At 56.7% G+C, this 23,509-nt stretch carries 20 protein-coding genes; 17 read left to right on the top strand and 3 right to left on the bottom strand.

What is annotated here, in order from left to right; all coding sequences use genetic code 11:
- The first annotated feature begins 92 nt into the window (after positions 1–92).
- Together ACW5XD_RS15825 and ACW5XD_RS15820 are read left to right on the top strand one after the other, a co-directional pair.
- Complete coding sequence (locus tag ACW5XD_RS15825; RefSeq protein ID WP_456495669.1) at positions 93–2,717, top strand: SLBB domain-containing protein; 2,625 nt, start codon at positions 93–95, stop codon at positions 2,715–2,717.
- Between the two features lie 73 nt (positions 2,718–2,790).
- Positions 2,791–3,756 carry a Wzz/FepE/Etk N-terminal domain-containing protein gene (locus ACW5XD_RS15820; RefSeq protein WP_456495668.1) on the top strand — a complete coding sequence of 322 codons (966 nt, stop codon included), beginning with the start codon at positions 2,791–2,793 and terminating at the stop codon, positions 3,754–3,756.
- A 77-nt stretch (positions 3,757–3,833) separates the two neighbouring features.
- Here ACW5XD_RS15820 and ACW5XD_RS15815 read toward each other — a convergent pair whose 3' ends face one another.
- Entirely contained in the window at positions 3,834–4,148 is a 315-nt protein-coding gene (locus ACW5XD_RS15815; RefSeq protein WP_456495667.1) for a hypothetical protein, read from the bottom strand.
- A gap of 31 nt (positions 4,149–4,179) precedes the next feature.
- Here ACW5XD_RS15815 and ACW5XD_RS15810 point away from each other — a divergent pair, with 31 nt between their 5' ends.
- From ACW5XD_RS15810 to ACW5XD_RS15785, 6 genes are all read left to right on the top strand, one after another.
- The gene (locus ACW5XD_RS15810) at positions 4,180–4,851 is read left to right on the top strand and encodes a YjbF family lipoprotein (RefSeq protein ID WP_456495666.1); all 672 of its coding nucleotides are present in this window, start codon (positions 4,180–4,182) and stop codon (positions 4,849–4,851) included.
- Between the two features lie 11 nt (positions 4,852–4,862).
- Positions 4,863–5,594, top strand: a complete 732-nt coding sequence (locus ACW5XD_RS15805; RefSeq protein WP_456495665.1) for a capsule biosynthesis GfcC family protein — start codon at positions 4,863–4,865, stop codon at positions 5,592–5,594.
- Positions 5,591–7,669 carry a YjbH domain-containing protein gene (locus tag ACW5XD_RS15800; RefSeq protein ID WP_456495664.1) on the top strand — a complete coding sequence of 693 codons (2,079 nt, stop codon included), beginning with the start codon at positions 5,591–5,593 and terminating at the stop codon, positions 7,667–7,669. Before ACW5XD_RS15805 ends, ACW5XD_RS15800 begins: the two co-directional genes overlap by 4 nt.
- A 135-nt stretch (positions 7,670–7,804) precedes the next feature.
- Positions 7,805–9,505, top strand: a complete 1,701-nt coding sequence (locus ACW5XD_RS15795; RefSeq protein WP_456495730.1) for a Wzy polymerase domain-containing protein — start codon at positions 7,805–7,807, stop codon at positions 9,503–9,505.
- A 145-nt stretch (positions 9,506–9,650) separates the two neighbouring features.
- On the top strand, positions 9,651–10,304 hold the full coding sequence (locus ACW5XD_RS15790; protein ID WP_043137590.1) for a YceH family protein: 654 nt from the start codon (positions 9,651–9,653) through the stop codon (positions 10,302–10,304).
- Between the two features lie 213 nt (positions 10,305–10,517).
- Complete coding sequence (locus tag ACW5XD_RS15785) at positions 10,518–14,360, top strand: SNF2-related protein (protein WP_456495663.1); 3,843 nt, start codon at positions 10,518–10,520, stop codon at positions 14,358–14,360.
- A 175-nt stretch (positions 14,361–14,535) separates the two neighbouring features.
- Here ACW5XD_RS15785 and ACW5XD_RS15780 read toward each other — a convergent pair whose 3' ends face one another.
- Positions 14,536–15,429: a DNA replication terminus site-binding protein gene (locus ACW5XD_RS15780; protein ID WP_456495662.1), complete on the bottom strand. Its 894-nt coding sequence runs from the start codon at positions 15,427–15,429 to the stop codon at positions 14,536–14,538.
- Positions 15,430–15,950: 521 nt separating this feature from the next.
- On the opposite strand from ACW5XD_RS15780, the gene ACW5XD_RS15775 reads away from it, so the two are divergent.
- From ACW5XD_RS15775 to ACW5XD_RS15745, 7 genes are all read left to right on the top strand, one after another.
- Positions 15,951–16,160 (top strand): DUF1127 domain-containing protein, encoded by a 210-nt coding sequence (locus ACW5XD_RS15775; protein ID WP_043137637.1) that lies wholly within the window; start codon positions 15,951–15,953, stop codon positions 16,158–16,160.
- Between the two features lie 276 nt (positions 16,161–16,436).
- Positions 16,437–17,462, top strand: coding sequence for a succinylglutamate desuccinylase (astE, locus tag ACW5XD_RS15770; protein WP_456495661.1), 1,026 nt, complete (start codon positions 16,437–16,439; stop codon positions 17,460–17,462).
- 274 nt (positions 17,463–17,736) lie between these two features.
- A complete protein-coding gene (pdhA, locus tag ACW5XD_RS15765) occupies positions 17,737–18,831 on the top strand; it encodes a pyruvate dehydrogenase (acetyl-transferring) E1 component subunit alpha (protein ID WP_290064923.1) in 1,095 nt (364 codons plus the stop codon).
- A 79-nt stretch (positions 18,832–18,910) separates the two neighbouring features.
- Positions 18,911–19,894, top strand: a complete 984-nt coding sequence (locus ACW5XD_RS15760) for an alpha-ketoacid dehydrogenase subunit beta (protein WP_456495660.1) — start codon at positions 18,911–18,913, stop codon at positions 19,892–19,894.
- Positions 19,891–20,991 carry a dihydrolipoamide acetyltransferase family protein gene (locus tag ACW5XD_RS15755; RefSeq protein ID WP_456495659.1) on the top strand — a complete coding sequence of 367 codons (1,101 nt, stop codon included), beginning with the start codon at positions 19,891–19,893 and terminating at the stop codon, positions 20,989–20,991. Before ACW5XD_RS15760 ends, ACW5XD_RS15755 begins: the two co-directional genes overlap by 4 nt.
- Before the next feature lie 205 nt (positions 20,992–21,196).
- A complete protein-coding gene (locus ACW5XD_RS15750) occupies positions 21,197–21,406 on the top strand; it encodes a cold-shock protein (protein ID WP_005331438.1) in 210 nt (69 codons plus the stop codon).
- A 106-nt stretch (positions 21,407–21,512) separates the two neighbouring features.
- Positions 21,513–21,818 (top strand): hypothetical protein, encoded by a 306-nt coding sequence (locus tag ACW5XD_RS15745; RefSeq protein ID WP_456495658.1) that lies wholly within the window; start codon positions 21,513–21,515, stop codon positions 21,816–21,818.
- On the opposite strand, the gene ACW5XD_RS15740 is transcribed toward ACW5XD_RS15745, so the two are convergent.
- Positions 21,805–22,053 (bottom strand): TIGR02647 family protein, encoded by a 249-nt coding sequence (locus ACW5XD_RS15740; protein WP_005320240.1) that lies wholly within the window; start codon positions 22,051–22,053, stop codon positions 21,805–21,807. The genes ACW5XD_RS15745 and ACW5XD_RS15740 overlap by 14 nt on opposite strands.
- A gap of 251 nt (positions 22,054–22,304) precedes the next feature.
- Here ACW5XD_RS15740 and ACW5XD_RS15735 point away from each other — a divergent pair, with 251 nt between their 5' ends.
- On the top strand, positions 22,305–22,862 hold the full coding sequence (locus ACW5XD_RS15735) for a hypothetical protein (protein ID WP_456495657.1): 558 nt from the start codon (positions 22,305–22,307) through the stop codon (positions 22,860–22,862).
- Positions 22,863–22,956: 94 nt separating this feature from the next.
- Positions 22,957–23,349: a DUF2750 domain-containing protein gene (locus ACW5XD_RS15730; RefSeq protein WP_042036410.1), complete on the top strand. Its 393-nt coding sequence runs from the start codon at positions 22,957–22,959 to the stop codon at positions 23,347–23,349.
- Positions 23,350–23,509 lie beyond the last annotated feature (160 nt).

Below are 23,509 nucleotides of genomic sequence, written 5' to 3'. Positions count from 1 at the left end.
CATAGTCCTAATCTGTGCGCTTTTTGTTATGATGCCGCCTGTCTATGCCGTGGGTGGCATCAATATTTTTGTATGTGGTGGATTTTATCAAGATGAATCAAAAGGGATTGCTTCTCTCTCTGGCTTTGGTGGGCTTGCCGCTTATGGCGGCGCCACAAATTACGCCCGAGATGATAGCCAAATTTAAACAGCTGCCTCCTGCCCAGCAGCAGGCGCTGGCCGCTCAGTATGGTATCGACCCATCCCAGTTGGGAGGGAGTAACAGCCAAAGCAGTGTCACACCAGTCAACACTGCACCTGTGGCGGCCCCACGTGAAGTGGATTACAGCCAGGCGTCTCAGCGGCCCTTGGTCGCAGGTGCGGCGCAAGAGGGGGCGTTGCAACCTTTTGGCTATAGCGTTTTTGCCGGGGAACCGCTCACTGATGCGCCCGTAGTGGATATGCCGGTTGCCGACGATTATGTGATGGGCCCGGGTGATGAAATCCGGGTTCAGCTCTATGGCAAGGAGAATGCGAGTTATAGCTTGGCGATTGGCCGTGAGGGATTTATCGATTTCCCTTCCCTTGGCCCTATTGCAGCCAGTGGTCAGACTTTCCAGCAACTACGCAGTGAACTGGAAAATCGGATCAAAGAGCAAAAAATTGGTGTAGAGGCGTTTATCAGTTTTGGCGCACTACGTACCATGCAAGTTTTTGTAATGGGCGATGCCTATCGCCCCGGCGCCTATAACGTCAATGGTATGGCTACCGTGACTCAGGCTTTGCAGGCTGCGGGTGGTATCGATACGGTGGGGTCGCTGCGCAAGATCCAGGTTAAGCGTGCAGGGCAGAAAGTAATTGATGTCGACCTCTACAAGATGTTGGTATGGGGTGACACCAGCCAGGATATCCGCCTGCGCTCCGGTGATACGGTGTTTATCCCTGCTAAAGGGAGTGAGATCAGTATCGATGGTCTGGTTAAACGCCCAGCTATTTATGAATTGAGTAGCCCAGCGGCCCTGATCAATGTACTGGGGCTTGCGGGCGGTATGAAAGCCGCTGCACTGAAAGAGGTGTCGGTGACCCGCTACGGTGAAACCGGGATGCGGGTATTTAACCTGAACCTGTCAAATCAGCATGATCGTCAGTTTGTCGTACGCGATGGTGACAAGATCACGGTCAAACCGAGCAGCACCGAATATAGCCAGGCGATTGTAGTAAAAGGTGCCGTTGTTCGTGAGGGAGTGTTCAGCTTCCAGCTGGGGATGCGGATCAGTCGTGTGTTGCAAAGTGCTGACCGAGATCTGACATCAGTCACTGACTTGAATTATGCCCTAGTTGTACGTGAGGTGGATGCCCAACGTAATATCGAGGTACTGCAATTCAATCTGGGCCGTGCGTTGCAAATGCCGGGCGGGGAAGATGACATTCGTTTGCAGCCGCGGGATCAGGTGCTTATTTTTAGCAATGATGCAACCGACCGGCTGAAACAGCTGGTGAGCACTCAGATCTCTTCGACAAGTATCAACAATCAGGCTAAGCAACTCATTGAGCAGCAAGTCGATACGGTAGACAACAGTACAGGTGCCGATGTTAGTCGTGCTCAGCTGGCTAAAGAAGATAAGATGACACTGGCTAGTGTGTCTGGCACGACCAAGACTGAGGCGATGGTCGGGGCTTCTCGTCAAGCGTTGCTCGCTCCGGTTATTGAGCGTTTGAAAGCACAAGCCGCACAAGGTAAACCAGTACAGATTGCTGAAGTTCGCGGTGAGGTTAAATATCCGGGGGTCTATCCCTTGACACCTTATAGTCGTACCCATGACCTAATAATGGCTGCGGGCGGGTTTAACGAACAAGCGAATGTGATTGAGTTATCTCGCGTGAGTGAGCGAGGGAATGATATTGCAATTGAAAATCAGCGTCTGGATTTGGCAACGGCAAATCGGGTAACTGGTTCGCCGTTGGTGCAATCAAAAGACAGCTTGAACGTGTTGCCTCACCCCCAATGGCGTGAAGAAGCTACCGTACAGGTGTTTGGCGAGGTGAAGTATCCGGGAACCTATACGGTTCGTCGTGGAGAAAGTTTGCAGGATTTGATCCAGCGTGTCGGTGGTATTACCCCCTATGCCAATCCAAATGGCGCTGTTTTTGCCCGTGAAGCGCTGCGTAAGCAGGAAGCAGAACGAATCGCGTTGCTGCGTGATGAACTAAAGCAAGAGATCGCGACGATGACACTGCGTCGTCAATCCAGTATCGCCAACTACACCAGCTCGCCTGCAGAGGCGATGACGGTGGTTAATCAGCTGGAAAACAGCAAGGCTGTCGGTCGTATGACCATCGATATGCCGGCGATTTTGTCTGGCGACAAGCAGGCTGATGTGATGTTGCAAGATGGCGACAAGCTTTATGTGCCTGCGTTACAAAATGTGGTCTCTATTCAGGGTATGGTGCAGTTCCCCTCTTCTCATGTTTACGATGGCAACCTGAGTGTTAATGATTACTTGAGCCGTGCTGGGGGAACCAAGAAACAGGCTGATACCGACCGTATCTACGTGATCAAGGCAAATGGTAGTGTGATGTTGCCTGGTGATAGCTGGTTTGGTAGTCGCAAGAGCCTGGAGCCGGGAGATACCATCGTGGTACCAGTTGATTCTGATTATCTGGATAACCTGAGTGTCATGACCTCTGCAACCCAGATCCTCTACCAACTTGGTGTCGCGTGGAGTGCAATCAAGTAATGGTATCGCTTATTTGACAACCCATTCAGTCAGGTGGTGAAAGCCACCTGACTCTTCTGAGATCCGGTTTGTTATGACACAAGTAAAAGAACACCCTCCCTTGCCAGTAGCAATGAATGGAGCGGGGGAAGATGAAATCGATTTGCGTGAACTGTTCGCGGCGCTTTGGCGTGGTAAGTGGTGGATAGTTGCCAGTACCTTTGTTGGTGCGGTAATAGCCGTCATGGTTGCAATATCATTGCCAAATATCTATCGCTCAGAGGCCTTGCTTGCACCATCTGCTGAACAACAAGGAGGGGGGCTTGCCGCCATGGCTGCCCAGTTTGGTGGTCTTGCTAGCTTGGCCGGCGTAAATCTCAGTGGCGGCGGTGGTCCGGACAAGACGGCTATTGCGGTCGAGATTGGGAAATCCCGCCAATTCTTAAGTCACTTTATCCGCCAACATCAGCTGGACGTACCGTTGATGGCTGTCGCCAAAGCAGACAAGGCGACCGGTGAGTTGGTGATTGATGAAGATGTCTACGATGTCGCCAGCAAAAAGTGGGTGCGTGAAGTACCTCCTGGCAGGCCTATTGAACCAACAGATTGGGAGTTGGTGAAGGCATTTCGCGATGTTGTCAGTATCAGTCAGGATGCCAAATCAGGGTTGGTTACGGTGGCAGTGGAGTACTACTCCCCTGAGTCTGCCAAGCAATGGGTTGATTGGTTGGTGACCGATCTCAATGAGGCCATGAAGCTGCGTGATCAAACTGATGCGACACGTAACATTACTTATCTCAAAGCACAGCTTGAGAAAACTCCGGTCGCAGATATGCAGAAGGTGTTCTATCAACTGATCGAGGATCAGACCAAAACCTTGATGTTGACTGAAGTGAATCAAGAGTACGTGTTTAAAACCCTTGATCCTGCTGTGGTCGCTGAGGAAAAAGCGAAACCAAAACGGGCGTTGATCGCCGTATTGGGGACGCTGCTTGGCGGCATGTTAGGCGTCATGATTGTACTGGCACGCCATGCAATCGGTCGTCCACCTCGTTACTGATGAGGGGGCTCATCTGAGCGACTCACTCTGGTCAATTGGTCTGTTTCAAGATATCCTGTTAGTACTTTAAGTCATGTTTAAATAAGGAAATTAGTAATGAAAAAATCAGCGTTGACTCTGGCTGCTTTGTTGGTCCTCTCTTCAAATGCATTTGCAGCTGAAGAAGCGGCAGGCACTGCTGCTGGTTCCACTGGCGTAGCAGGTACTGCAGCTGTTGGCACCACTACTCTGGTTGCTGTCGGTGTCGGTGCCGCCGCACTGGCTGCTGTTGTTGTGTCTAATGCAAATGACGACTCCACCAGTACCAGCACTACAACTTCTACCAAGAAGTAAGTTTTTCTATGTTGCAATAAGGCTGCCATATTGGCGGCCTTATTTTTGTCACTTTGCAATTATTTTCCAATTCCACTGAGTGACCCGTCTATGTTTTCTCTTCGTTCGTTTATACCTTTGGGTTTTTTACTCTTGAGTGGTTGTTCCGCCACCAGTTCTGATACCTATGCAACGCTTCGCTATGCCTTTTTGGGAGTGGATGATGTGGAGGTCACGACTGAAAAAGTGCGTGAGTTGCCTTATGCCAGCGCCTATCTTCGAGTGGGTGATAACCCGCAGGCATTGGTAGTGCTTGCGTTTGTAGACCCTGATGGTTCATTGAGCTGGGTGAGTGCGGATAATAAGCTTTTTGTTACCAAAGCCGGTCGGCTGTACAAGACGGTGGGTTTGGAAAATGATCTGTATTTGGTGGCATCATCTTGGCCTGATCCATTGCAAAAAATGGCAGATTCACCTGATGATGTTTTGAGTCCCAACTCAATGTATTGGCAGTATAATGCCGAATGGGAAAGGGATTATGTGAGTGGATATAAAATGCAGGCTAAGTTTATATCCGTTGTACCGGAAAAGTTGTTAATCCTTGAGAAATCGCATGATGTTATGCTGATTGACGAGTTGGTCAGCTTCGGACAGAGTCAGAACTCGTGGCATAACTACTATTGGTTTGAGCGTAGTACAGGCAGAATATTAAAAAGCCAGCAGAAATTGGGGCCGGATTTACCGGTGATTGAAATGACAATATTAAAGCCGTACGCATTATGAAAAGATACCTGATGATCGGTCTCATGCCATTTTTTGCTTTGGCCCAAGCTGATATAGACGTGATTTTTGAACGTCATTCTACAGCGAAGATTGAGTTTCACGATGGAGCCAGACTTGCAGACCTGTTATTTAATGTTCAATTGCCTAATAATATTTATTGGCGTACTGCACAAATAGCTAATGAAAAGACAATAACAGCGCTCCAGATTACCAAAGAGAATTTGCTCAAGGATCTTAAAATACTCCAAGTATTTTGGATGAGAGAGGGTGACAAAGGTGCATTGATCCAGTCAACTCAGCAGCTACTACAAGAGCTGGACAAAGTTCCTGTTAGTGGGCGGTTGTCAATCGCATTAGAGCCAGCCAAGTCCAGAATTGACCCGAATGGTAATCCACTGTTAAAAGGACAGTACACCCTCTTTGTGGCTTCAAGACCCGACTTTATCTATTTCGTAGGATTGATTAACGGTCGCAGTAAACAGCCTCTCCAATCTGGTGCTAGTTTGACAAGTTATTGGCAGGATTACCGCTTGTTGGCAGGCGCCGCGCAGCATGAAGCATTCCTGATCCAGCCTGACGGATCTATCAGCCGAGTTCCTGTAGCCAGCTGGAACAAACTGCATCGTGAACCTATGGCGGGTGCCACGCTGTTTGTCGGTTTTGACCCCCAGCTCCTTCCTGAGCAGTATAGAGATATCAATATTCGTATTGCCAGTCTGCTTGCTAATCGAGTACCAGAATGATGTTGCCTAAATTGAAATATATTGCGATCTTTGTTTCAGGAGCTGTTTGTGCTGCAGAGTCTGTTATTGATCCTTATGGTCCCTCACAAGGTGATTTCGGTGGTGTGGGTCTGCTTCAAATGCCTACCGCACGAATGGCCAAAACAGGTGAGTTCAGTGCTAACTATGTTGATAATGACCAATATCGTCGATGGTCTATCTCTGCGCAGCCATTTGATTGGTTTGAAGCGACACTGAGATATACCGATGTAAGAACAAAAAAATACAGTCCCTACGAAGACTTTAGTGGTGATCAAACCTATAAAGATAAAGGGATGGATTTCAAGTTCCGTCTTTGGCAAGAATCTAACTATCTGCCACAAGTGTCAGTAGGCTTTAGAGATCTAATGGGGACAGGTCTCTTTGACAGTGAATTTGTAACGGCTAGCAAACGGTATGGCCCATTTGATTTTACTCTCGGTATCGGCTGGGGAAATATGGCCGAAAGTAGTAATATTAAAAACCCATTTTGTGAGTACAAAGATAGCTGGTGTCAAAGGCGTAATAGTTACTCTGGGAATGGCGGTAAGTTTGAAGTTGATAGCTTGTTTCATGGGCCAGCAGCACTCTTCGGTGGTGTGGAGTATCAAACGCCATGGCAGCCACTTAGCTTGAAGCTGGAATATGATGGCAATGATTATAGCAAGGAGTTCGCTGGCCATATTTCTCAAGACTCACCTTGGAATGTAGGGGCTGTGTACCGCGTTTTCGATAATCTGGATAGTCATCTCAGCTGGCAGAGAGGAAACACCTTGATGTGGGGGGTGACTTTTCGGACTAACTTTAATGATATGAAACCAGCTCATATTGACCAGCCGAGACCCATTTATCAGCCTGACCAAGTTCCAGCGACCATGACTGACGTGAAGTGGCAAGCGCTAACCGCTGATTTGAAAGAGAATGCTGGTTGGCAGGATACAGAATTTTACACAACCACCAATTCTGTGACTGTCATCGGCACGCAGAGCAAGTATCGCGATGAGAGTGAGGCGATGAAGAGAGCCTCTTTATTAGCAGCTAATTATTTGCCGGGTACGGTCGATGAGCTGAATGTTGTTGAACGTAAGTCGAACTTCCATTTACAAGAGACCCGCATCGATCTTCCATCTGTTCGTCGTGCAAATGTGGTACAGGTATTGGGAGAAGAGCAGCATGAAAAATCATCAGTGCAGGCTGCAGGAAAAATTCAGGGGAAATCCACCTATGCATCTGAGCGCAAAGCTTTTTCATACTCTTTTGAACCAGATCTGACGCAATCATTTGGTGGTGCTGAGTCTTTCTATATGTATCAGTTAGGCATTAATGCCAATGCTGATTGGCGTATAAATGAAAACAACAGCTTGCAAGGTACGCTGTTTGTCAATCTGGTAAATAACTACGATGAGTTCAATTATAAAGCGCCTCCTCCAGATGGCGATGCCTTACCTCGAGTTCGGACGTGGATTCGTGAGTATGTCGACTCCTCCAATGTATTACTCAACAACTTGCAGTTAACCCATATGCAACCACTTGCTCAAGACTGGTACGGGCAAGCTTATGGTGGATATTTGGAGATGATGTATGCTGGCGTCGGGAGTGAGGTGCTCTATCGTCCATATGGCAAAACTTGGGCTATTGGCGTTGATGCCAACTGGGTGAAACAGCGAGACTGGAACAACACCCTGAAAATGGCTGATTACGATGTAATGACCGGACATGTTACTGCGTATTGGCAGTTACCATTCATGAGTAATGTCACCGCCAAAGTCTCCGTGGGTCAGTATTTGGCTGGTGACAAAGGCGCTACATTCGATTTCTCCAAGCGGTTTGATTCAGGCGTTATCCTGGGGGGGTATGCAACATTTACAGATGTTTCTGCGGATGAGTATGGTGAAGGTAGCTTTACCAAAGGAATTTATGTCACGATACCGTTTGATTTGATGTTGCTCAAACCAACAACCGCGAAAGGAAGCATTGGGTGGGTTCCTTTGACACGGGACGGAGGCCAGATGTTGAGCCGCAAGAGTGGTCTTTACGGCTTGACAGAGTTGCAGTAACCGAAAGTTGCCATAGGGCCGATCTTTCTTCATAAAACAGAGCGAGCAGTTGTAAGCTGCTCGCTCTTTTATTATCTACCAAAGATATAGGGCAATCTGAATAAATTATGCTAGGAATGCATGATGATTAAATACATGAATGGTGTGTTTGGTGTATTTTTTATCGCTTATTGGTTATTCGGTATGCACTTTTTCATGCACAATCCCGGCGGGGCCGGGCTCTATCTGCCGTTCAATGCTTGGGGCTGGATCTTCGCCAGCCTCGTCATCGGCCTGGGGTTGTGGCAGGTGACGCTGCAACAGCGGCTGGTGTTCTCGCCGTTGCAGGGCTGGCTATGGTTCGGTGGATGCTTGCTGTTGCTGCCCATGGCCTATCCCGGTTTTGAGCTGAAAGATTATGCCATTCCTCGGCTGCTGGGGCTGTTTGCCGGTCTGCTGTTTCTGTTTTGTCTGTACCAGTGGCAGTTAGCGCGTCAGGCCCGTGACAAGCTGCTCTATCTGCTGCTGGGTGCGGTCGCCATCGAAGCGCTGCTTGGCTTGGTGCAGTACTACCTGCTGACCCCCGGCAACTGGCTCGGTTATGACACTCGGGTCAATCGCCCCTACGGCATCTTCCAGCAGCCCAATGTGATGGCGACCTTCATGGCGACCGGTTTGTCGCTGGCCATCTGGCTGGAGTTGCGCGGCAATACCCATGCCTGGCTACGAGGACTGCGTTATGGGGTGATCCTGGCGGCCGGCCTGTTGCTGGTGGTGTTGCAATCCCGGGTGGGGCAACTGGGTGGCTTGCTGGCTCTGATCCTGCTCACGCCGCAGTTGCGTCGCGAGCGGCAACTGGGCCGGGTGTTGGGGCTGGTTGGTCTGGGCATCGCGCTCGGGCTGGCATCCCAGTACTGGATGGCGGGGGCCAGGCGAGGGTTGGAGATATATCAATCCGGCGGCATGCGCTCCATCTACTGGCCCTATGCCGCCAAGTTGATTGCGCAATCCCCCTGGATTGGCTGGGGCTACGGCAGCTTTGAAACCACCTTCCTGCATCATTACATGGCCGACAAGGCGCTGAACCCGGCCATGGTGCAGATTGAATACAACCTCGATCACCCCCACAACGAGTTTCTCTACTGGGCGGTGGAAGGGGGGCTGGCCCCCATGATCGGCATGGTGCTGATGGTGGGCGCCTTGCTATGGCGAATTAGTCGGGCCGGTTGGGTCAAGGGGGCGGCGCTGCTGGCGCTGGTGACCCCCATACTGCTGCACACCCAGACCGAATATCCGCTCTATCACGCCATCGCTCTCTGGTGGGCTCTGCTGCTGCTGATCCATGTACTGGATGCGGAGGTGGAGGAGGGGATGCAGACAGCCAGCTGGCGCGAATATGTCTATCGTCCCTGGCTGTTGCTGCGCTTCGTGGCCATCACGATTCCTCTGCTGGTCGTGCCCTTCATGCTCACCGCCATTCATACCGCCTGGGTGGTGACCAAGTATGAGCGTGGCGGCTACAAGGAGCCGACCTTGTTGCTCGACATCGTCAATCCCATGGCCTGGTTGACCCGGGTGGAGTTTGACGTGAACTCGGTGCGACTCATGGTGGGCTTGCAGGCCGACAACAAGGCGGAGCTTGAAGCCTATCTCGACTGGGGCCAGGCCTTTGTGCGCCACACCCCCAGATCCAATATCTACGCGAACATGGTGCTCGCGCTCGGCGCGCTGGGGCGGCAGGAGGAGGCAAGGGCGCTGCGAGCGCAGGCCCTGATGCTCTATCCGGGTGATCCCTTGCTGACCGGCTCGGCCGCTAGCTCAGTAGCCACGGCGCTGGAGCGCAAGCCCTCCTCCTGATGTTGGCTGTCGCGGAGCGGCCAGGTTGTGCGATGTTTCATCAACCGCCTCACGGCTTCGCAAAAATGGTTGCCTCTGCTGGACGGCAGAGGCGCCATGGCTAAGATAGTGGCCTCAACGTCTTGTTTTAGAAAGGGAGTATGAAATGGAGTTAGTGCTAGGCCCATTGGAGGCCCGAGTGATCGGCGCTCTGATCGAGAAAGAGATCTGCACGCCGGATCAATACCCCCTCTCCCTCAATGCCCTGGTCAATGCCTGCAACCAGAAGAGCAACCGCGAGCCGGTACTGGAGCTCTGTGAGCTGGATATCCGCGCCGTAGTGGATGAACTGATCCGCAAGCGTCTGGTGGTCAACACCGCCGGTTTCAACGCCCGGGTGCCCCGTTACCAGCACCGTTTCTGCAATACCGAGTTCGGCACCCTCAAGTTCAGCGAGCAGGAGCTCGGCATCGTCTGCGAGCTGCTGTTGCGCGGCCCGCAGACACCGGGCGAACTGCGCTCCCGTACCAACCGTCTGTGCAGCTTCGATGATGTCACTCAGGTGGATGCGGCGCTGGCTGCCCTGATTGAGCAGGGGCCCTATGTGGTCAAGTTGCCCCGTGAACCGGGCAAGCGTGAATCCCGCTATGCCCATCTGTTCAGCGGCGAGGTGGATCTGCAGGCACTGGCCGAGGCATCCCCAGCCGGCAGCTATGCGTCCCCGGCGGCGGACAGGTTGAGCGCGCTGGAGGAAGAGGTCGAAACCCTCAAGTCACAGTTGCAGGCTCTGGAAGCCCGTCTGGCGCAGCTGGAAGGCTGACACGTCGGCACGTTTACCCCCAAAGAGGCGCTGCGGCGCCTTTTTTATTGTCATTTCGCCGAGGTTGCCGCCTCTTGCCATCCCTCGGCGCTCAGCCCTGCTCGCGGCGTTCTATGAGCCAGTCGGCTTTTTTTGAGTTATTTCACGGTTAAGGGTCGAGCCGCCGCCGCTTTCCCGTTAAAATTCCGCTTTTGCACCTGCCCGTGAGTCTTGATGTCTGCGTTCACCCTCTCTTCCGATTGTTATGCCCTGCTCAGTGAGCTGCAGTTGCAGCGCACCGCCAGTACCCGCTATTTGCAAGAACAACTGCAAGCACAGCAGCCGCTCGGGCGGGCCTTGATCGACAAGCTGAGCCAGTTGCAGTTGCAGGGGCTGGTGCGGCTGCGCGGGGAGCAGCAGTGGAGTCTGACGGCAGAGGGAACCCTGGCGCTGATCCTGGCGGTGCGCTCGGGAGCCTGCCCCATGCCGAACTGGGCACGGGTGCCCTCGGTGACCGGCCAGGAGATGGCCCAGGCACTGGTGCGCGAACTCTGCCTTGGGGAGGCGGGTCAGGTGCCGACTTACTACCTCGCAGCCGATCTGCTGAGCCTGCTCGACGTGCCCGAGGCCCATCGCCTGCTGCCGGGATCCAGCCCGCAATGGCAGCAACTGATGCTGATGCACTTCGCCCTGCAAACCCTGCTCGATGCCGAACCGGGTGAGCAGTGGCCGCTGGCATCGGTCGCCAGCGCCTGTGCCCCCGAGCTGACCCGCCTGAGCGAGGGGTTCGCATCCGAGTGGCAATGGCTCTGTGGCGACCTGGCAGGCGAGGTAACCACTCACTGGCCTGCCTTGCAGCAGTTGGCGGAGCAGGGAGCAGAACAACCTCTTGCCGAGCGGCTGCTTGGTGCCCTCGGGCAGTGGCAGGCGCAAGGTGGTCAGGGTCAGTGGCCACTGATGTTCGGCGGCCTGCTCTGGCTCGGCTGGCTGCAACAAGCCGACCCCGTCATTGCCAGCGAGCAGCGCAAGAAGTGGCAGCGCAGCCTGGGCAACCAGTTTCCACTGCTGGCGGATCTGCTGGGCCAGTGGGCCGGCGATCGCCACGGCCAGGCGGTCGGGTTGTTCGATACCCTGCAACTGCCGCTGGAGGAGTTGCACTGGGGTTATCTCTGGCTCGATCTCTGCGCCCTTGCCCGACATGGTGAGCAGAGCCCCCAGGTTGCCATCCTGCACAAGTGGGATCTCTCCCACGTGCTGGAGGCCGACCCCCATCACAGGCTGATGGCCTTCTGTCAGGATCTGCTGCGGCTCCTGCTGGGGCAGGGGGCGCAGCGTGCACCGCTGCAACAGCTGCGCGCCGCCAACGGGGAGGAAGAGACCGACGAACAGGACGGGGAGGACAAGACGCCCGCCTCGGCCAGCTGGCTCAACTGGCTGCAGGGGCTGGGACGCTCCAGCGGCGTGCGCAAGGCGCAGGAGCGGCTGGTGTGGCTGCTGCATGCCGAAGGGCCCGAGCTGGAGTGCAAGATCCAGAAGCAGAGCACCAAGGGGGAGTGGACCGCCGGTCGCCGGGTCGATCCCGCGCTGCTCTCCACCCAGTATGCTGCCCTGCTCGACGAAGAGGACTGGGCGCTGGTGCGTACCCTGCCCCGGGTCATGGGCCACTTGCCGCGAGAGGCCTGGGCACCGCTGGCCAATCATCCGCGCCTGTTCAATGCCAAGGGACAAAAACTGCAACTGGCCATCAGTGCGCCTTTGCTGCAGGTCGTCCCCCTTGAGCAAGGCATGGGCGCCGTGCTGAGCCCGGCCGCCGCCGCACGTGGGGCCCACATACTGCCGCTGGCGCAGGACTTGTGGCAGCTCATCCTCACCCCCCAGCCGCTGCTCGATCGCCTGCCCGCGCTGGAATCCATTCCCCCCTTGTCGGCCGAGGGCTTAAGCGAATTGCAGCGCACCCTGGATGCCATCCCGGGCCTGCCCTGGCACAGCCAGGTGGACGGCCTGACAGGCAATGCCGAACTGGCTCCCTGGCCCGGCGTTCCCTCGGTCCAGCTGGATTGGCAGGATGGTCAGCTGGCAGTCAGGCTGGTGACCCGTCAGGGCGAGTTGCCGCCACTGCCTCTTGGCAAGGGGGAGGCCATAGTGCGGCAGGGGATCAAGGATTATCACTACTGGCAGCGGGACCTGGCCGCCGAGAAGGTACAGGCCCAGCAGCTGCGCAATTCGCTGCCCATCGGCCTGCCCGGCAGTGAGTGGCTACTTCAGGGGGAGCAGGCGCTGGCACTGGTCAACGCCCTGCCCGAGCTGGTGGATGCCGGTGTGGTCATTCACTGGCACCAGGACAGCGCCCGCCTCAAGAGTCTGGATGAAGCGGCCCTGAGTCTGCGCATCGAGCGGCGCCAGGACTGGTTCCAGGTGGAGGGGGCGCTGGCCCTCGATGAGCATCAGATCCTCGACCTGCGCCTGATCCTGCGCCAGATGACGCCGGGTCAGCGCACCGTCCAGCTCGACGAGAAGACCAGCCTGATGCTGAGCGACAAGCTGGTGGAGCGGCTCACCATGCTGGGCGCCATGCTGGATGAAGAGCAACGCATCAACAACAAGCTGGCCTATCCGCTCACTCGCCTGCTCTCCGTCATCACCACCGAGGGGGATGACGCCTGGCACTCCCTGCAACAGGAGTGGCAGCAGGAGGTGGAGTGTCCGGCCGAGCTGCTGACCCCGCTGCGGGATTATCAGAAGGATGGAGTGCGCTGGCTGGCGACCCTGGCCCATCATGGCTTTGGCGCCTGTCTGGCCGATGACATGGGTCTGGGCAAGACCCTGCAGGCACTCATAGTGCTGCGCATGCGCCAGCATCTGGGGCCGGCGCTGGTAGTGGTGCCGAAGTCAGTGGTCACCAACTGGCAGGAAGAGGTGGCGCGCTTCGCTCCCGAACTCGAGGTGGTGGTGTTCGAGAACCCCTCCGAGCGGGAAGGAATGATCCGCGATGCCAAGGCCGGCCAGGTGATCCTGATCAACTACGGCATGCTCGGCAGCCTTGCAGAAGCGCTCAAGTCTCGCCGCTGGTCGAGCATGGTGCTGGACGAGGCGCAGCAGATCAAGAACGCCGGCACCCAGCGCGCCAAGCTGCTGTTTCAGCTCGACGGCGATTTTCGCCTTGCCCTCTCCGGCACCCCCATCGAGAACCACCTGGGGGAGCTGTGGAGCCTGTTTACCTTTATCAACCCGGGCCTGCTCGGCAGCCTGGGCGAGTTCAAGCGCCGTTTCGGCAAGGCGGTGAAGGATCCCCAGCACATGGCGCTGCTGCGGGCGGTGATCAGCCCCTTCATCCTGCGTCGTCTCAAGCAGCAGGTGCTGACCGAGCTGCCGGACAAGACAGAGATCATTCATCACATCAGCCTCTCCCCCGAGGAGCGCCAGCTGTATGAGGCAACCCGGCGCGAGGTGGTGCAGCAGGTGCAAAGTGCCGATGGTCGTGCCCTGATGCACGTGTTGAGCGGCCTGACCCGGCTGCGCCGGCTCTGCTGTTCCCCCGAGCTGGTGATGCCCGAGTGGTCCCAGACCAGCAGCAAGCTGGACGAGGCGATGGCCCTGCTGGACGAGGCGATCGGCAACGGTCATCGGGTACTGGTGTTCAGCCAGTTCGTCGATCTGCTGAGCCTGCTGCGTGCACGCATTGAACAGAAGAAGTGGGATTACTGCTATCTGGATGGCGGCTGCTCCGCCAAGTCCCGCCAGGACTCCATATTGCGCTTTCGGCACGAGCCGGTGCCGCTGTTCCTCATCAGCCTCAAGGCGGGGGGCACGGGCCTCAACCTGACCCAGGCCGATACCGTGCTGCACCTAGATCCCTGGTGGAACCCGGCGGTGGAAGATCAGGCGAGCGATCGGGCCCACCGCATGGGGCAGACCCAGCCGGTGACGGTTTATCGACTGGTGTGCGAGCAGACGGTGGAGGAGAAGATAGTCGCCCTGCATGACGAGAAGCGGGCGCTGGCCGATGGCCTGCTGAGCGGCCAGTCCGAAGTGCGCGGGTTGGATGTGGAGAGCCTGCGCGCCCTGCTGATGGGCTGATCAGGCGGAGGCTGTGCACAAGGGGGGATCGCCGGCAGGCGATCCCCCCTTCGTTTATGTCTGTGGCTGTGCAGGAGCTCCCGTCAACGAGGTGGCCGCTCGGCCAGGCCAGCGGAGTGGCGGGCGTGCCGCGCCATCTGCAGAGGTTGGACAAGGTGAGTCTGCCGACTCGCGGCTACCCCTGATAGAGGTAGAGGTGCAGCCGCTCTATGATGGGCTCACCGCCAATCTTGCGATCCCGCCGCGCCTGCCGCAGTTTCGGCGGGTAGTGGCCAAGGTGGGTGACGGCGGGCTGGGTGTCCGAGCAGAGCAGCAGGGGCAGGCTCGCCTTGAGCTGTTGCTTGCGGGGCTCCCTGTCCTGCCAGAGCAGGTTGATCATGGGGTGGGTCTTGACCGGTCGCCGGATCCTGAGCTCGGCATCGGCAGGCAGGCGGCGAAGGTCATAGACCTCCTGATCCACCATCTTGCTCCACTCCTCGTTATTGGAGAGCGCCGGAATGTAGCGGCGGCTGCGCTCCAGCATCTCCAGCACCTGCTCCCGGCTGAGGCGGTTGATGCTCTGCTTGTCGGCCCAGGTAAAGCCGAGGGAATGCAGCTCTCCTTCCAGCAGGGTCAGCTTGCGGTAGACCTGCAGGGTGATCACCCCGGGCAGGGCCCTGTGTACCAGCTCGAACTTCTCATCCCGCCCACCGGCCTGTTGCACCAGTTCCTTGAAGGCGAGCTTGCGGCTGTTGACCTCTTCGATCAGCGGGCGCAGCTGGCTGGCGCTGGCGGCAGAAAAGCGCAGCCAGCCCGGCAGACGGTGGGTGGCCTTGGTGGAGCAGCCGGGGCGAGCACAGTGATCCCGGTAGGCTGCCAGGGTGGCCGCCAGCGCCTCCTCACCGCCCAGATAGCCCACCTCTATCTGCTCGATGGGCTCGTGCTCCTGCCCCTGAGGCACGGCGGGGAGGGGATAGACGTGGGCCTCCTGCAAGGGGAGTTGCGCCAGTTGTCGGGCCAGGCGGGCCAACGCCTCTTCGAGCGCGTCCATCTGTTGACGCAGGGCGGCAGTCGGGGTAAATGTGTCCATCGGCGTGTCCTGTGGTCGCCCCTGTCACACCCTCCACAGGGGCTGGCAGAGACGTGGCTAAACTACTGTATAAATAACCATACCAGCATGCCGAAAGCGCGCCAAGCGTCTCCTTTGCGGTGCGCCTGGCAAGGGTCAAAAGCGATAGCCATTTGAGTGTGTTTATTTTGTATCTATCTGTTAAATAAGGATCAACAAAAGATCTCTTGATTAACAATCGGATGTAAATGCCAGGTTGCCAGCCTCGCCTTGAGATACCGTGACTGCATAGCCAAGACAAGAAACTGCATAGTTAGAGGTGTGCCATGCAGTAGAATATGCTGCCGGTCTTTCAGACGGAATTAAATGATTATTTAATAGTTTAAAATCAATCTGTTAGGTTTTACAGATTGACGACATTCACCATTAGTTTTACTAATGTCTTGTATCAAAATTCGTCAATTGAGTCGGTTGTCCCTCCTGACTAAGCTTTGCGCAACAAATTCGCACCCCGCGCAGACATCATCAAGAGGAGCCACATCATGGCCAACATGACTTATACCGAGACCGGTTACCAGCATTCCAGCCAATCGAATCTGGTTGCTCGCGTCAAAATGACAGTGCTGACTTGGCTGGAACGCAGCCGCAGCCGTCGCCAGCTCTCCGAGCTGCCCGAGTACCTGCTCAAGGACATCGGCCTGAACGAATCTGATCGCTATCAAGAGACCACCAAGCCGTTCTGGCGTGGTTGATCAGCCGGGCATGGATGCCTCGTCTTTCTGCTGATCCCGACTTTGCTGTATCAACCGGCCTGACGCCGGCGCTTGAATGATTGCCCGATATTTCTCGTCCCTGTCGCTTCATTTCCCCTTCTCGCCGCTCCCTCGTTCACCCTATGCCTGCCGACTTGTCATTAACTGTCGCCACATTTGTATCCTTACTGTTTGAATTTGTTTAAAAACTGATTTTAAGCCCCCACGCGTTGCGTATAATCCGCCCATAGCGTTCCTGACAAAAGGGTGAGATGGATGATTCCCCAGCATGACTTTTTGGCCCTGACTCGTCGCCATGAGTGGCAGCTTGAGCCGTTCACATTTGACCTGCCCGGTGGCTCACGGGTGAGCGTGTGGGATACGGGCGTGCTCTGCCTGGAGCCTGCCAGCGGCGCCGGCGACCTGCCGGGCGGGCGCAAGGATATCGTGCTCTCCTGCGGCATCCACGGCAACGAGACGGCTCCCATCGAGATCTGCAACCAGCTGCTGAGCCGCCTGCTCAATGGTGAGCTCACGGCCCGTCATCGGGTGCTGTTCCTGTTTGGCAACCCGGCCGCCATGAACCTGGGGCTGCGGGAGGTGGAGGAGAACATGAACCGGCTCTTCTCCGGTGCCCACAGCAAGGGGGAGGGGCTGTGCAATCAGGAGCGCATTCGCGCCATGCGCCTGGAGCAGTATGTGAGCCGCTTCTTTGCCGATCCGGCCCGGCCCCGTTATCACTACGATCTGCACACCGCCATTCGCGGTTCGCGCCACGAGAAGTTTGCTGTCTACCCCTTTCCCCATGAGCGGCCGCACTGCAAGGAGCAGGTGCAGTTCCTCGGTGCCTGCGGGGTGCGCACCATACTGCTCTCCAGTGGCCCTACTACCACCTTCAGCTATTACAGCTCGCACAGCCACGGTGCCCATGCCTTCACGGTGGAGCTGGGCAAGGTGCGCCCGTTTGGCGAGAACGACATGACCCGCTTCATCGAGACCCGTCAGGCACTGCAGGAGCTAGTGACCCAGGATGAGGTGGCGCTCGAGCCCTGGCGCGCGGATGACTTCACCATTTTTGCCATCGACCGGGTGATCAACAAGCGTTCGGAGCAGTTTCGTTTCCTGTTTGCCAGCGATGTGGACAATTTCACCGAGTTTCCCCAGGGGTTCGTGCTGGCCGAGGATGGGGAGCTGCGCTACACGGTAGAAAAGACGCGGGAGGCAGTGGTCTTCCCCAACGCCAATGTGGCCATAGGCCAGCGCACCGTGCTGCTGGTGGTACCGACCCGCTTGTGGGAGTGAACTGAACCCTTTTTGGGCCCTCCACCCAGTGCGCTGTGCGGCTGGTGGCGCCCCTTCATCCTCGTGGGATTGATCCCGCAGCAGCCCGAACTGGGAGCCCGAAGCGGCTCCCTTTTTCGTCTCTGCTCAGCCGAAAAGTTCAATGTCTTTCTGAAATTAAAGAAGTTTCTACTGGTCTTACCTGGTTAAATCACATTGCTCTTTAGTTAACATCTTATTTACATTCTAAGGGTCACCTCATGGTGGTGACGTTGACAACGGCAAGGAGCCAGTTATGACCCATGTCGACATCCCTTTCCTTCGTTACCTCGATGAGGAAGGGCGCCCGGTCGCGACACTACCGACCTGGCTGGACAAGGCGATACTGCACACCTTCTACCGCAACATGGTGATGGTGCGCAGCTATGACAAGAAAGCGATCGCGCTGCAGCGAACCGGCAAACTCGGCACCTTTCCCTCCCATCTGGGAGCAGAGGCGGTCGGGATAGGCGTCGGTCTCGCCATGCAGGAGCAGGATGTTTATGTGCCCTACTACCGGGACATGCCCACCCTCTACGTGCGGGGCGTACCCATGGAGAAAAACCTGCAATATTGGGGTGGGGACGAACGGGGTTGTGTCTTTTACAAGGCCGATGGCGAGCTGTCGGAGGACCTGCCCATTTGCGTGCCCATCGCCACCCAGATCACCCATGCTGCCGGCATAGCGGCGGCCTTCAAGTTGCGCAACCAGCCTCGCGTCGCCGTGGTCACCATAGGCGACGGCGGCACCTCCAAGGGCGACTTTCTGGAGGGGCTCAACTGTGCCGGAGTCTGGCATCTGCCCATGGTGATGATCATCAACAACAACCAGTGGGCTATCTCGGTGCCGCGCAAGTTGCAGTCGAGCGCCCCCACCCTGGCCCAGAAAGGGATAGGGGCCGGGGTGCGCAGCATTCAGGTCGACGGCAACGATGTGGTAGCCGTCTATGATGCCACCCGCATCGCCGTGGAGCGCGCGCGCACCGGCAAGGGCCCGACCCTCATAGAGGCGATCAGCTATCGGTTGGGGGATCACACCACGGCCGACGATGCGACCCGTTATCGCGATGCCGCCGAAGTGGAAGCAGCCTGGGCCAGGGAGCCGGTCAAGCGGCTGCGACAGTTCATGGCCGGACAGGGCTGGTGGGACGAACATCAGGAGCAGGCGCTGCTGGCCGAGGCGAGCCGGGAGGTCGATCGCGCCGTGGCTGCCTATGAAGGCACGGCCCCGCAGGCGCCGGAAACCCTGCTCGACTATCAGTTTGCCGAGTTGCCCAAGGATTATCGCGGCCAGCGCCAGCGCATCATCGCCAAGGGCATGCAGCGTCACGCAGGGGAGGAACGCTCATGATCGATGAGATAAGGCTGCAGGATGCCGTCAAGCCTGCGTGCTATGGCGACATGGCACGCAATGGGAATGGGGAGGCTGCATGAGTGACATGACACTGCTCGAAGCGATCAATCTGGCGCTGCATCACGAGATGGAGCACGACCCCGATGTGGTGGTGCTCGGTGAGGACGTGGGGGTCAACGGCGGGGTGTTTCGCGCCACCGTCGGCCTGCGCGACAAGTTTGGTTTCAAGCGGGTGATAGACACGCCGCTGGCCGAGGGACTGATTGCCGGGGTGGCGGTCGGCATGGCGACCCAGGGGCTCAAGCCGGTGGCCGAGTTCCAGTTTCAGGGCTTCATCTTCCCCGGCATGGAGCAGATCATCTGTCAGGCGGCGCGGATGCGTAACCGCACCCGTGGCCGTCTCTCCTGTCCCATCGTTTACCGCTCTCCCTATGGCGCCGGCATCCACTCGCCGGAGCACCACAGCGAGAGCGTTGAGGCCCTGTTTGCCCATATTCCGGGCCTGCGGGTGGTGATCCCCTCCAGTCCGAGACGGGCCTATGGCTTGCTGCTCTCGGCTATTCGCGACCCGGATCCCGTGATGTTCTTCGAGCCTGATCGCATCTATCGCTCCATGAAGTCGGATGTGGTGGATGACGGTGTCGGCCTGCCGCTGGACGTCTGCTTCACCCTGCGGCCGGGACGGGACATCACAGTGGTCGCCTGGGGAGCCTGCATCCAGGAGGTGATGCGAGCGGCGAGCCTGCTGGCGGAGCAGGATATCCAGTGTGAAGTGCTGGATCTCGCCACCATCAAGCCGCTGGACATGGAGAGCATTCTGGCGTCGGTGCGCAAGACGGGCCGTCTGCTGGTGGTGCACGAGGCATGCGGCAGCTTCGGGGTGGGCGCCGAGATAGTGGCGCGGGTCACAGAGGAGGCGTTGACCTCCCTCAAGGCGCCGCCCAAACGCCTCACCGGGGTGGATGCCGCCGTGCCCTACTACCGCAACGAAGAGTATTACCTCATCACCGAGCAGGATATCGCGGACGCGGCTCATCAGCTGATGGAGAAGTGGCTATGAAATTTTTCAAATTACCGGATCTGGGCGAAGGCTTGGCCGAGGCCGAGATAGTCGAATGGAAGGTGAGCGCCGGCGATACGGTGAGTGTCGATCAGGTGTTGTTGTCGGTAGAAACCGCCAAGGCATTGGTGGATGTGCCCTCGCCGGTGGCGGGGGTGATCGCCAGGTTGTGCGGGCAGGAGGGCGACATACTCCACATCGGTGCGCCGCTGGTGGAGTTCGAAGGGGGCGAGGATGACGGCACAGTAGTGGGCAAGGTCAGTGCCCATCAACAACATATCGAGGATCACTTCGTGGTGGGTGCCATAGCCCCAGGTGGCAGCCTGGTGCAGGCCATGCCGGCCGTGCGTCTGCTGGCGCAAAAATTGGGACTGGACATCGACCGGCTCAAGGGCAGTGGCGGCGCTGGCATGGTGACAGAGCAGGACGTGCAGGCGGCATTCGAGGCTCAGCAAAGCAGCGGCAACGAATTCCTCAAGGGCTCGCGCCGGGCCATGGCCAAGGCGATGGAGCTTTCCCATCAGACTGTGGTACCGGTCAGCATTACCGACGAGGTGGATCTGCGTCACTGGCGGCCGGATGAAGATGTGACGGTGCGCCTCATCAAGGCCATCGGTGTCGCCTGTCGTGCCGAGCCCTCCATGAACGCCTGGTTTGATGGCGATACGCTCTCAAGGCGGTTGTTCAGCGAGGTCAACGTTGCCATTGCGGTGGACTCCCGGCATGGACTCTATGTGCCCGTGATGGAGAACGTGGCAGAGCGGGAAGGGGCCGACATCCGGCAGGGGCTGGACCGCATGATCACCGATGTGAAGGCGCGTGCCGTGCCGCGGGAGATGCTGCAGGGGGCGACCATCACCCTCACCAACTTCGGTGCCATCGCCGGCCGCTATGCCAGTCCCATAGTGACGCCACCTCAAGTGGCCATCATAGGTGCCGGCAAGTTGTTCGAGAAGGTGGTGTTCATCCACGGAGAGGCTCGCCCGGTCAGGGCACTGCCGTTGTCGATGACGTTTGACCACAGAGCCTGCACTGGCGGCGAGGCTGCACGCTTCCTCAAGGTACTGGTTCAGGCACTGGAAGCTCCCGCGTTATAAACCCTTGTGCCCTGCCGTCGGCAGGGCACAAATTTGTTTGCGTAATCCCCAAAGCCACGTATAATCTAAACCAGCTTGAAAGGGCGAAAGTTATGTCAATGAATATGATGTTTTACATCTTTTCCTGTTGTTCATAAGTTAATCCCGTTTTTGAGCTTTATCCGCTGAAAAGCATAAGTAATTATTTTGAATACAGGTTATAGATATGTCTAACATGATCACCGGTACCGTTAAGTTTTTCAACGAAACCAAAGGTTTTGGCTTCATCCAGCAAGAAAACGGCCCGGACGTTTTCGTTCACTTCAGCGCTATCAGCGGTAACGGTTTCCGTACCCTGGCTGAAGGTCAGCGCGTACAGTTCTCCGTGACCCAAGGTCAGAAAGGCCCGCAGGCTGAGAACGTAACTGCTCTGTAATTCTTACAGAATTTAAGAAAGCCGTGGTACCTCTGGTTCCACGGCTTTTTGTTTATGGGTACATATTAGACTTGTATCGACTTCACTTTCGCCGCCATATCTCACCATGACCCCATCACTTCTGCTGGTTTCCAGCCTACTTATCTCCGTCGACACTCAGGCACAGAATGCTTTTGCCACCGAAGCGAAAGCCGTGTGTCAGCAGTTTGTACAAGTTCGCCTGGGAAGCACGATCGTGCCCGATGAGATCAAGGCGCAGCCTTTGCCGAAACGGGAAGGTGAATGGATGGTCGATGGCAAAGTAAAAGGACCCGAAGGTCCTTTGCTGTTTGCCTGTCTGTTGCGGCAGGGCCCGCATTGGGAGTTGCTCAACTTTTCACTCTGGGCCCCACAGGCGATCAAAGCGGTTTGAGTGCGACGATAAGATGCTGCAGATGCTCAACCATGGTCATGCCAAAAGGAGTCAGGTAGCCGCCATCTTCTGCGCTGATGAGACCTTGTTGATGCAGGCGTACTGCCGCTTGGCACAGCTCGTCGGACATGTCACTGCGCAACTTGATCCCCAGGCTCATGTTGGCCGGATCAAAGCATGCCAGTATTTTCAAGTCGTTTACAAAGTCGTTAGAAATCTGGTCGATCCCAATCATGAATGCACTCCTTACGCTAAAGATGTATGCAAACTAGCATTCCCGGATCCACTTTAGTGGGCGCTGGTTCAAACTATTGGGCTTTCTCTGGCGCAGGCCTGCCTGAACGCTGTTTTTTTGGGCATTGTCATCCGATTTAAGCCGTGGAAATGTGAGTCCGCTCGCTAGCGTTCAAACATGATAGGATAGGGCCCTCCTTTGTCTTTCTGGCCGAGCGCAGCATATCGGCCTTCCAGTTCAAGGCGCCCCTCATGGTAAAGATCACGCTAGTATCACTGCTTCACTCTCTCGGCCCCCGTTTTCCTGTTTATCCCACCTCTCTGTTGCTGCCGCTGCTCGACCAGCATCAGGGCGATGTCTGGCTGCCCGCGATCAAGGGATTGGATGTGGCTGCCTTGCGTCAGCATGGCAAGGCGGCGGCTGCGCAAATCCTGGCGCCGTTGACGGCGGGCTGGTGTGACTTTGCCGCCAGCGATGTCGGGGCTACCCCCGAGCTGGATGCCCTTGCCAACTATGACACCGAGATGATGGACAACCTGCTGATGTACTGGCACAGCCCGGCCAAGATAAACAGCCCGATCACCGATAACCTGTTCGAGCTGCGCCGCGAGGTAGTGGACGAGGCCCATGGCAGCAAACTGGCAGCCGCCTGGGAGCAGCAACAGCAGTTGCGGTTCGAGCAGATCATGCAGGGCGTGCAGGCGGGACGGGATCAACTCTGCTTCGTCGAGGTGGAATCTGCCTACTGGTTGCGCCAGCGCTGTTGCGAGACGGTGGAAATCTCCCTGGTGACGCCTGAACTGGGTTGATATCGCCGAAAAATAGGTGACGGATCTCTCATACTGGACAAGCCGCCAGCAAGATGTGAACATGGCGCCCTTTATTGAAAGAGAGACTTGGCCAATGAGCTATGAATTGAGCGAAACCGAGCGCAATGCTGCGCTGCAACTGAACGCCGACTACCGCTACGAGCACTTCATCAGCAAGTTGGTCGAGCACGAAGAGCTGTTTGTCCTGACCGACGAGCACGGCGTCATGATGCTGACCACCGACGATGAAGATTGCATTCCGGTATGGCCGCACCCCGAGTACGCCCAAGCGTGGGCCGAAGGTGAGTGGGCCGAGTGCAAGCCGCAGTCCATCACCCTCAAGGTGTGGCTGGAGCGCTGGGTCGACGGCATGGAGCAGGACGAGCTGTGTGTTGCCGTGTTCCCGACCCCGGATCAGGAAGGCATAGTGCTGGAGCCGGCCGACGTGGCAGACGCCATTGCCGAGAAGCAGGCCAAGCGCGCCTGATCGCTCCTGAACTTCCTTTGCAACCCTTGTTGCAATTAAAAGACCCCGCCAATGAGCGGGGTCTTTTGTTTGGCTATGTCCCAATTACGTGTTGCATGGGGTGCCCCAGCGCCTCATGCAAACACGCTTTGATATTTACTCCCCTTCCGTAACGCTCCAG

Source organism: Aeromonas enterica, from assembly GCF_054052465.1.
The sequence above is the reverse complement of the archived record's forward strand: the minus strand, read 5'-3'. Positions and strand labels throughout refer to the sequence as shown.